This is a genomic window from Rhodococcus sp. P14 (assembly GCF_000256505.1).
GTDB classification, from domain to species: domain Bacteria; phylum Actinomycetota; class Actinomycetes; order Mycobacteriales; family Mycobacteriaceae; genus Rhodococcus; species Rhodococcus ruber.
This window is the reverse complement of record NZ_AJFC01000161.1, coordinates 1-9,371: the sequence shown is the minus strand read 5'-3', so window position 1 is coordinate 9,371 and position 9,371 is coordinate 1. Positions and strand designations below refer to the sequence as shown.

Annotated in this window: 8 protein-coding genes and 1 pseudogene; 7 read left to right on the top strand and 2 right to left on the bottom strand. The window is 72.0% G+C overall.

Going from position 1 to position 9,371, the window contains the following annotated elements; all coding sequences use genetic code 11:
* The 6 genes and pseudogenes from OEY_RS29785 to OEY_RS0111720 all read left to right on the top strand — a co-directional run.
* Positions 1-181: pseudogene (locus tag OEY_RS29785) on the top strand (DegT/DnrJ/EryC1/StrS family aminotransferase); the annotation flags it as partial.
* Positions 182-299: 118 nt separating this feature from the next.
* On the top strand, positions 300-1,436 hold the full coding sequence (locus OEY_RS0111740) for a steroid 3-ketoacyl-CoA thiolase (protein ID WP_010594069.1): 1,137 nt from the start codon (positions 300-302) through the stop codon (positions 1,434-1,436).
* Between the two features lie 3 nt (positions 1,437-1,439).
* Entirely contained in the window at positions 1,440-3,641 is a 2,202-nt protein-coding gene (locus OEY_RS0111735) for an acyl-CoA dehydrogenase (RefSeq protein ID WP_010594068.1), read from the top strand.
* Between the two features lie 32 nt (positions 3,642-3,673).
* Entirely contained in the window at positions 3,674-4,882 is a 1,209-nt protein-coding gene (locus OEY_RS0111730; protein ID WP_003938756.1) for an acyl-CoA dehydrogenase family protein, read from the top strand.
* Position 4,883: 1 nt separating this feature from the next.
* Positions 4,884-6,011: an acyl-CoA dehydrogenase family protein gene (locus OEY_RS0111725; protein ID WP_010594067.1), complete on the top strand. Its 1,128-nt coding sequence runs from the start codon at positions 4,884-4,886 to the stop codon at positions 6,009-6,011.
* 88 nt (positions 6,012-6,099) lie between these two features.
* Positions 6,100-6,705, top strand: a complete 606-nt coding sequence (locus tag OEY_RS0111720) for a PaaI family thioesterase (protein ID WP_010594066.1) — start codon at positions 6,100-6,102, stop codon at positions 6,703-6,705.
* Positions 6,706-6,785: 80 nt separating this feature from the next.
* Here the strand turns inward: OEY_RS0111720 and OEY_RS0111715 are convergent, their stop codons facing one another.
* Positions 6,786-7,610, bottom strand: coding sequence for an IclR family transcriptional regulator (locus OEY_RS0111715; protein WP_010594065.1), 825 nt, complete (start codon positions 7,608-7,610; stop codon positions 6,786-6,788).
* Between the two features lie 98 nt (positions 7,611-7,708).
* Positions 7,709-8,632 carry an SDR family NAD(P)-dependent oxidoreductase gene (locus tag OEY_RS0111710; RefSeq protein ID WP_010594064.1) on the bottom strand — a complete coding sequence of 308 codons (924 nt, stop codon included), beginning with the start codon at positions 8,630-8,632 and terminating at the stop codon, positions 7,709-7,711.
* Positions 8,633-9,179: 547 nt separating this feature from the next.
* Between OEY_RS0111710 and OEY_RS28375 the strand changes: the two genes are divergently transcribed.
* On the top strand, positions 9,180-9,371 hold a 192-nt coding region (locus OEY_RS28375), incomplete at its 3' end, for a TetR family transcriptional regulator (RefSeq protein ID WP_010594063.1).

Sequence of the window (9,371 nt, the reverse complement as noted above, 5' to 3'; positions counted from 1 at the left end):
CACCACCCCCCGCCATCCCATGATGGCGGGCGTCGAGCACCGCGTGCCCGACGAGGGGCTGCCCGAGGCCGATGCGGTGTTCGAACGCGGCATGACGCTGGGCATGAGTCACGGGCTCTCCGACGAGGAGGTCACCCGCGTGACCGGCGCGATCCACGCCTTCGCCGCGAAGTGGCGGTGACCGTCGTGCCGTCCCGTTTCACCGGCCGGATCACCGCCGGCCCCGGCCTGGTCGACGAATCAGGGCTCGAAGTCCACGGGCTCGACAATCGACAGTGGACCCGACCGGAGGTACCCGCATGAAACCCGTGATCGTCGATGCCGCACGCACCCCCTTCGGCAAGCGCGACGGCTGGATCTCCGGCCTGCATGCCGCCGAGCTGCTCGGACTCGCGCAACGCGGCGTGCTCGACCGGCTCGGCCTCGACGCCGCCCTCGTCGAGCAGGCCGTCGGCGGGTGTGTCACCCCGATCGGGGAGCAGTTCGGCAACATCACCCGCACCGCGTGGATGCACGCCGGCCTGCCCTCCCACACCGGGACCACCACCATCGACGCCCAGTGCGGCACCGCGCTGCAGGCGGTGCATCTCGTCGCCGGGCAGATCGCGCTCGGCACCCTCGAGGTCGGCCTGGCGTGCGGCGTCGAGCTGATGTCGCGGGTCCCGCTCACCTACAAGGTCGGCACCGGCGCCGGCACCCCGCGACCGGCGTCGTGGTCGGTGGACACCCCCGACCAGTACACCGCGGCCGACCGCATCGCCCGGCACCGCGGCTTCGCCCGCGAGGACCTCGACGCGTTCGGCCTGAGGTCGCAGCAACGGGCGCGCGACGCCTGGGACGCCGGGTGGTTCGACCGGCAGATCATCCCCGTCGCCGTCCCCGGCGACGACGGCAGCACCACCGTCACCCGGGACCAGGGACTGCGCGAGACCAGCACGGAGGCGCTCGCGCGGTTGCGTCCCACGATCGAAGGCGGCCTGCACACCGCCGGCACCTCGTCGCAGGTGTCCGACGGCGCGAGCGCCGCGGTCCTGATGTCCGAGGACAGGGCACGAGAACTCGGCGCGGCGCCGCGGGCCCGGCTGCTCGCGCAGTGCGTCATCGGCGGCGACACCGAGTTCATGCTCGACGGCCCGGTGGCCGCGGCGCAGATGCTGTTCGACCGCACCGGGATGACGGTCGCCGACGTGGACCTGTTCGAGGTCAACGAAGCCTTCGCGGCCGTGCCGATGTCGTTCGCCGAGGTGCTCGAGGTCGACCCGGACGTGCTCAACGTCGGCGGCGGTGCCATCGCCCTCGGCCACCCGGCCGGCGCGACGGGAATCCGGTTGCTGGCCACCGCGATCGACGAGCTCGAACGCCGGGACCGGCAGGTCGCGATGATCGCCATCTGCGCGTCCGCCGCCACGACGTGCATGATTCTGGAACGGATGTAGGCCATGACGATCGCACTCGACGCCGACCACCGCGACCTCGCCGACTCCGTCGCGGGCCTCGCCCGTCGCCACGCCCCGATCGAACGCACCCGCGCCGCATTCGCCGACCTGGCGGCGGGCAAGCGGCCGGAGATCTGGGATGCGTGCGTCGCGCAGGGCCTGCACGCCCTGTACCTGCCCGAGGAGCACGGCGGCGGTGGGGCGGGACTGCCGGAACTCGCGGTCGTGGCGGAGCAGTTCGGCCGCGCCCTCCTTCCCGGCCCGTGGGTGCCGACCGTACTGGCCGGGGCGTTGGTCGCCACCCTCCCGCCCGAGGGCCTCGTCGCGGACCTGCTGCGGCGGTTCGCCGAGGGCGCGACCGGCGCCGCCGTCACCACCCCCGGCCTCGTCGCGACCGCGTCGGGGCGGGGATGGACGGTCACCGGTGTCTCCGAGCCGGTGCTCGGGTTGCCGGGCGCCGACGAGGTGATCGTGCGCGCCACCGCCGACGGCGCGCCCGTGTGGTTCCGGTTGCCGTCCGCGGCCGGGGAGGTCGAGGTCGCCGACGGCGTGGACCTCACCCGGTCAGTGGGACGACTGCGGCTGTCCGCAGCGGCGATCACACCCGAGGACCTGCTCCCGGCGATCGCCGACGACGACGTGCAGCTGATCGGCAACACGGTGCTCGGCGCCGAGGCCGCCGGAATCGCGGCGTGGGCACTGGACACCGCCGTCGACCACGTCCGCAACCGTCACCAGTTCGGCCGCCCCGTGGGCAGTTTCCAGGCCGTGCAGCACAAGGCCGCGATGATGCTGGTGCGCAGCGAGATCGCCCGCGCGGCGGCGTGGGACGCCGCCCGCGCGGTGCGCCAGGACCGGGAGCAGCAGCGTCTCGCGGCAGCGCAGGCGGGGCTGACGGCGGTGCCGGCGGCCGTCGACGTGGCGCTCGAATGCGTCACGTTGCTCGGCGGTATCGGCTTCACCTGGGAACACGACGCGCACCTGTACTGGCGACGGGCACTGTCGATCGCCTCCGTCGCCGGCCCGGAGGACGTCTGGGCACGCCGGCTCGGTGAGCTCGCGCTGTCGGGCGAGCGCGACTTCTCCTTCGTCGAAGCCGATGCGCTACCGGAGCTGCGTGCGCAGGTCGGCGCCGTCCTCGACGAGGTACGGGCACTGCCGGACGACGCGGTGCGCAGCGACGGCTGGGCGCCGGCACGCGGCGGGGCACGTCGCGCCCGCCTCGCCGAGGCCGGACTCGTCGCGCCGCACTATCCCCGGCCCTACGGCCTCGCGGCCGGACCGCACGAACAGGCCGTGATCGCGGACGAATTCGCGCGCCGCGGCCTCGAACTACCGACCACCGTCATCGGCGAGTGGGCCCTGCCCACCCTGCTGCGGCACGGCACCGAGGACCAGCAGCGGCGTTTCGTCACCCCCACCCTGCGCGGCGAGATCGTCTGGTGCCAGTTGTTCAGCGAGCCGGGCGCCGGCTCGGACCTCGCCGGGTTGTCCACCCGCGCCCGCAAGGTGGACGGCGGTTGGGTCCTCACCGGACAGAAGGTGTGGAATTCGATGGCCCACGAGGCGGATTGGGGAATCTGCCTGGCTCGCACCGATCCCGAGGCGCCCAAGCACGAGGGCATCTCGTACTTCCTCGTCGACATGCGCAGCGAGGGGCTCGACGTGCGGCCACTGCGACAGGCGACCGGGCGGGCGGAGTTCAACGAGGTGTTCTTCGACGACGTCTTCGTCCCCGACGACTGCCTGGTCTCGGAACCGGGGCAGGGCTGGCGCCTCGCGGTGACCACCCTCGCCAACGAACGGCTCAGCATGGGCGCACAGCTCGCGCACGGTGCGGCCGCGCGGGTGCGCGACGTCGTCGAGTCGGGCCGCTACGCCGCCGCCCGCGACGACGCACTGCGCGTCCTCGGCCGCAACACCGGCCGTGAGATGGCCCTGTCGGCGATGAACCTGCGCAGCGTGCTGCGCCGGTTGTCCGGTCTCGACGCCGGGGCGGAGATCAGCGTGCAGAAGGTCTTCAGCGCCCTCGCCCAACGCGACGGCTCGCGCGGACTGGTCTCGCTGCTCGGTCCGCTCGGCGCCGCCGACGACGACGGCCACATGCTCGACCACCTCGGTCTGCCCGCGGTGCTCTTCGGCGGCGGCACCATCGAGATCCAGCTGAACGTGATCGCCCGTCGCGTGCTGGGACTGCCGCGCTGACACCGACCACACCACATCCACCTGGAGGGGCTATGCACCCGGAACTGTCCGACGATTCCCGTCGGCTCCGCACCGAACTACGCAACTACTTCGCCGAGATCATCGACGACGACGACCGGCGCGCCCTCGTCGACCAGACCGAGGGCGGACCCGTGTTCGACCGCATCCTGCGACGGATGGGCCGCGACGGGTGGCTCGGTCTCGGCTGGCCCACCGAATACGGCGGCCGGGGAGAGGATCCCGAGGCCCTGTACGTGTTCTACGACGAGGTGATCCGCGCCGGTGCACCGCTGTCGCTGGTCACCCTCAACACCGTCGCGCCGGCGCTGATGAAGCACGGGACCCAGGCGCAGAAGGACTTCTTCCTGCCGCCGATCCTGGCCGGTGAACTGATCTTCGCCATCGGCTACACCGAACCGAACGCGGGCACCGACCTCGCCTCGCTGCAGACCCGCGCCCGCATCGAGGGCGACGAACTGGTCATCAACGGCAACAAGATCTTCACCAGCGCCGGCGTCTACGCGGACTGGATCTGGCTGGCCGTCCGCACCGATCCGGACGCGCCGCGGCACCAGGGCATCTCGGTGGTGCTGGTACCGACGTCGGCGCCCGGGTTCTCGGTGACCGAGATCCACACCGTCGGTGGCATCAGCACCTCCGCCACCTACTACGACGACGTCCGCGTGCCGCTGACCAACGTCGTGGGCGAGCTGAACCAGGGCTGGGGCCTGATCACCAACCAGCTCAACCACGAGCGGGTCGCGCTCGCGGCCCGCGGCGGCATCGCGAACGAGCTGTACGACGCCGTGCTCGCCTGGGCACAGTCCGAGCCCCTGGGCGCCGGGACCGTCTACGACCTGCCCTGGGTACGTACCAATCTGGCGGAGACGTACGCACTGCTCAGTGCCGCCGACCTCGTCAACCTCCGGCTCGTCGCGGACGTCGCCGCGAACACCCTCGGCGGCGGTGACTCCGCGGCCGCCAAGATCTTCGGCACCGAGGCGGTCGTCACCGCCTACGGCAAGATGCAGGAGATCCTCGGTGTCCGTGGCCTGCTGCGGCCCGGCAGCCCCGGAGCCGTCGTCGAGGGACGCGTCGAAACCCTGGCGCGCAGAGCCCAGAACAACACGTTCGGCGGCGGCACCAACGAGGTGATGCGCGAGATCGTCGCCGCCAAGTGCCTCGGCATGACGCTCGCCGCCCGTCGCCGCACCGACGCCCCCACCAGCACGAGGAGCTGACATGGATTTCGAACTCGACGAGGACCTGACGAGTGTGCAGGATCTGGCGTCCCAGCTCTTCCGGCAGCTCGCGCCGGTGGAGCGGGTCGTCGAGGTGGAGCAGAACGAGGGCGGTTTCGACGCGACGCTGTGGGGTGCCCTCGCCGACGCGGGCCTGCTCGGCATCGCGGTGCCGGAGGAGTCCGGGGGCGCCGGGATGGGTCTGCTCGGCCTGATCACCGTGCTCGAGCAGCAGGGCCGGCACGTGGCGCCGGTACCGCTGTGGTCGGTGACGGCGGCCGCCTCGGCGATCGTCCGGTTCGGCACGGCCGAGCAGGTCGAACGCCTGGTCCCCGGCATCGTCGACGGCTCCCGGCCGATCGTCGCGGCATTCGACGCCCCCTACGGTGAACTCACGTCGCTGTCGGCGGTGAGCAAGGGCGACGACCTGGTCGTCAGCGGAACCGTCGCCGGTGTGCCCGCCGCGGCCGTGGCCGCCGCGGCGACCGTTCCGGTCCGGTGCGACGACGGTTCGCTCGCCGTCGTGGTGATACCGACCGGGGCGGACGGCGTCACGGTGGAACCGGTCGCCGCGACCGACCGGGGCAGCTTCGCCAATGTCCGGTTCGACGACGTCGTCGTGCCCGCAGTCGATCGTCTGCCGGGCGACGGCGCGGAGACGGTCGCCTGGGTGCGCCGCCGGATCCAGCTCGCGCTCGCCGCGGTGCAGCTGGGCGTGTGCGAACAGGCGCTGCAGACGACGGCCGAATACACCTCGCAGCGAATTCAATTCGGCCGGCCACTGTCGACCAACCAGGCGGTGGCGGTGCGCGCGGCCGATGCCTACCTCGACACCGAGGCGATCCGGCTCACCACCCGGCGGGCGGCGTGGCTGCTCGACGCCGGACGGGAGCAGGAGGCCGAATCCGCGGTTCTCGTCGCCAAATGGTGGGCGTCACGAGGCGGTCTGCGGGTGGTCCACGCGACGCAGCACCTGCACGGCGGTATCGGTGCGGACGTGGACTACCCGATCCACCGCTACTTCCTGTGGGGACGGCAGTTGTGCTTCACCCTCGGCGGCGCGGACGCCACGGCGGCCGCGCTGGGCGACGTCCTCGGGTCTGCGCCCCGGATCGGGGCACCCGCGTGACGACCGCCGGGCGCCCGACGCTCGTCACCGGCGCCGGGCGCGGCATCGGCCGGGCGCTCGCGCGCCGGGGCGCCGGAGGAGGCTCCCGATGACCCGTACCGTCGATGTGCCCGCGGACCTGCGGGAGGCGACCGCGGAGCTCGTCGCCGCGACCCGCGCGCTGATGCTGGCCGCGGCGACCACGACGGCGGACGCCGACACCGTCCGCGCCGCCCGCGCAGCGATCGCCGAACTGGCCGAGACCCTCGGCAGCCGGCCGCGTCCGCGGGTGCTGCGTCCCCCGTTCGACGGACCGTCGCGGTCCCGGGACACGGGCGGGCGCGAGCCGTGGGCGCTGTTCACCCACAACCCGATGGGCATTCCGCTCGAGATCCACTTCGGCGCGGACGAGGCGCGGGCCCGGCTGGTCGCGAACGCCCTGCACGAGGGCCCGCCGGACAGCGTGCACGGCGGGTTCAGCGCCCACCTGCTGGACTGCATGCTCGGCACCCTCATGCAGGCCCGGGGCAGCCGTTCGCTGACGGCGTCGCTCGACCTGCGCTACCTGCGGCGCACGCCGCTCGACGAGCCGCTGGATCTGTACTCGCGGATCGTCGAGACCGAGGGCCGGAAGACCGTCGCCGAGGGCTGGATCGAGTGCCGCGGTGAGCGCACGGTCGAGGCGCGGGGAGTGTTCGTCCGCGTCGAGACATGAGCAGTGCCCGCCGGCGGAACAGCCTGCGGGAAGAGTGAATTCGCGGCGCGCCGGACGACCTCCGGCGCGCCGCCCCCGTTCTAGTTCGCGACACCCACGCGTGTTCGGTGCGACAGGCGGGTGCGCGCGGTGGAACCGGACCGGCCGGGAGTGAGCACCTGTGAGGTGCGGCGAGCGGCGGCCCAGACCATCGGCGCGATGTGGGCGAGTTCGACCGTTCCGCGGCACGCCACCGAGATCGCGCCCACGACGCCGTCGGGGCCGACGACCGGTGCGGCGACGGCGCTGATGGACATCGGGCACGAGTGGCCGGGCACGAACGCGAGACCCTGCCGCTGGCGCACGCGGTTCAGGCGCTCGTGCAGGGCCGACAGGTCGGCCCGGGACCGCACGTGCGGTCCCGCCGTCATGAGTGCGTCGACCCGCTCCGGCTCGAGGGCGGCGAGCAGCGCCCGTCCGCTGACGGTGCTCTCGGCCGGCAGCCGGGTCGCCACCTGGGAGGGGATGCCCGCGCTGGCCGCGCCCCCGATCCGGTCGAGGAAGTACACGGACGAGCCTTCGAGCACGGTCAGGTGCGCGACACCGCCCGTGCCGATCTGCAGGTCGTTGAGCATCCCCGCGGCCGCGGCGCGCAGCTGCGAGTAGTCCCGGGGCCGGGCCATCGTCTGCATCCGCAGACCGGGGCCGTATCCGCGGGAGTCGTGTTCGACCCAGTGCAGGTCGACGAGCTGGGTGAGGAGACGGAAGACGGTCGAGCGGGGCAACCCGGTGGCGGCCGTGATCTCCTCGAGGAACATCCGGTCGGGACCGGACGCGAAGACGTCGAGGATCTGGGTGAACCGCTCTGCGACACTGGGGCGCTGCTCGCGCGGCATGTCCGGCAACGGAATCGGGTCACTATGCATCACAGTCAATGTCTGGCCTCCTTCGCCTCACATTACCTAGCACTTGCTTGGTGCGCTATGCGGAACACCGGCGTTCTCCCCGCCTCGGCGGAATGCCGTCACGCCAGCTTGGTGCGCACGCCGGTGGTGTCCAGGGCTGCGACGCTGCGGGCGGAGAATGTACGGTCGGCGGGACGATCGGCGAAGTATCCGGAGACCTGCGCGTCGAGTTCGTCGACGGTGAAGACCCCGGAGCCGGCGGTGAATCGGTTCTCCACCACCGGCGGCGCCATCAGTGCCACCATGTCACCGTAGACGACGAAGACCTGCCCGTTCACGCGGCTCGACGCCGGGCACGCCAGGTAGGCGACGAAGGTTGCCACCCGCTCGGGAGCCAGGATGTCCACGGGCGAACCGGACGGGTCTTCGTCGAAGACGTGCGCGGTCATCTCCGTGCGGGCTCTCGGGGCGATGGCGTTGGCGGTGACCCCGTAGCGGGACAACCCCTGTGCCGCGGCCAGGGTGAGGGCGACGATCCCGGACTTGGCGGCGGCGTAGTTCGATTGCCCCGCCCCACCGAAGAGGAACGCCTCCGACGTGGTGTTGATCAGCCGTCCGTACACCGGGGAGTCCGACGACTTCGACTGCGCACGCCAGTATCTCGCCGCCGCGGTGGTCAGTGCCGCATGCCCCTTCAGGTGCACCCGGATCACGTCGTCCCACATCGCTTCGGTCATGGTGACCAGCATCGCGTCACGGATGATGCCGGCGTTGTTCACGACGACGTCGAGGCTGCCGAACTGGTCGACGGCCGCGTCGACGAGACGGTCGCCGATCGACCAGGTTCCGACGTCACCTTCCACGGCGATCGCCCTGCCGCCTCGCTCCTCGATCTCGGCGGCGACGGTGTGTGCAGCGGCTCCGATGTCGTTCACGACGACAGCCGCGCCCCGTTCGGCGAGTGCCAGTGCCTCGGCCCGGCCCAGGCCGGACCCGGCTCCCGTCACCACGGCGGTGCGGCCGGTCAGGTCGGTGTCACTCACGGCGTCTCCTTGCTTCGGTGGATGCCGGCCTCGTGGGCCGGGGACGAGTGGCCCGCACGGGCCCGGACTGTCCTGCAGGGCGGCTCGCACCTCCGGTGGTCGATCCCGTCGACGGGAAGCGCACGATTTCGGGTGCTCGGTGCCGGGAAGGCTGCCGGGTGTCCGCCTCGCAGCGTAGCCGCCCCGGGGGCGCATTCAATAGAATCACGTTCCTCCCTATCCGGGGCTCGCTGGTCATTCGACCCAGGACGGTGCTCGTTCAAGTACCCCACTTCTGGAATACAGGACCTCTAGAAGTAGAACACAATTCTATTTCACTGACCGGGACTGCCGGTCGCGACCGTGCCGGCCCGGGGTGCGACGCGGCGGCGGCGGCGGTCTCGGCGTCACCAGGCTTCCGTATCCCGGAGGAGAGGCGCCGGCGAGGTCATGAAGACAATCGTCGCGACGAACCTCGGGCTGTGACCCCGGCGTCGCTGCCGCGGGGGCACGCTAGTCTGCGCGGGTGAGTTCCGCAGCCGCCGGCGTGCCCATGAGCCCGGACGACATGACGCCCGCGCAGTTGCGGCGACGTGACCGGATCACCGAGGCCGTCGTCGCGATGCTCGAGGAGACGGGCCCGGACAGCATCCAGATGCGGGACGTGGCCGAGCGTTCCGGAGTGGCGCTCGGCACCCTGTACCGGTACTTCCCGGCCAAGCCGCAACTGCTCGCCGCCGCGATGGTGGCGTGGAACGAC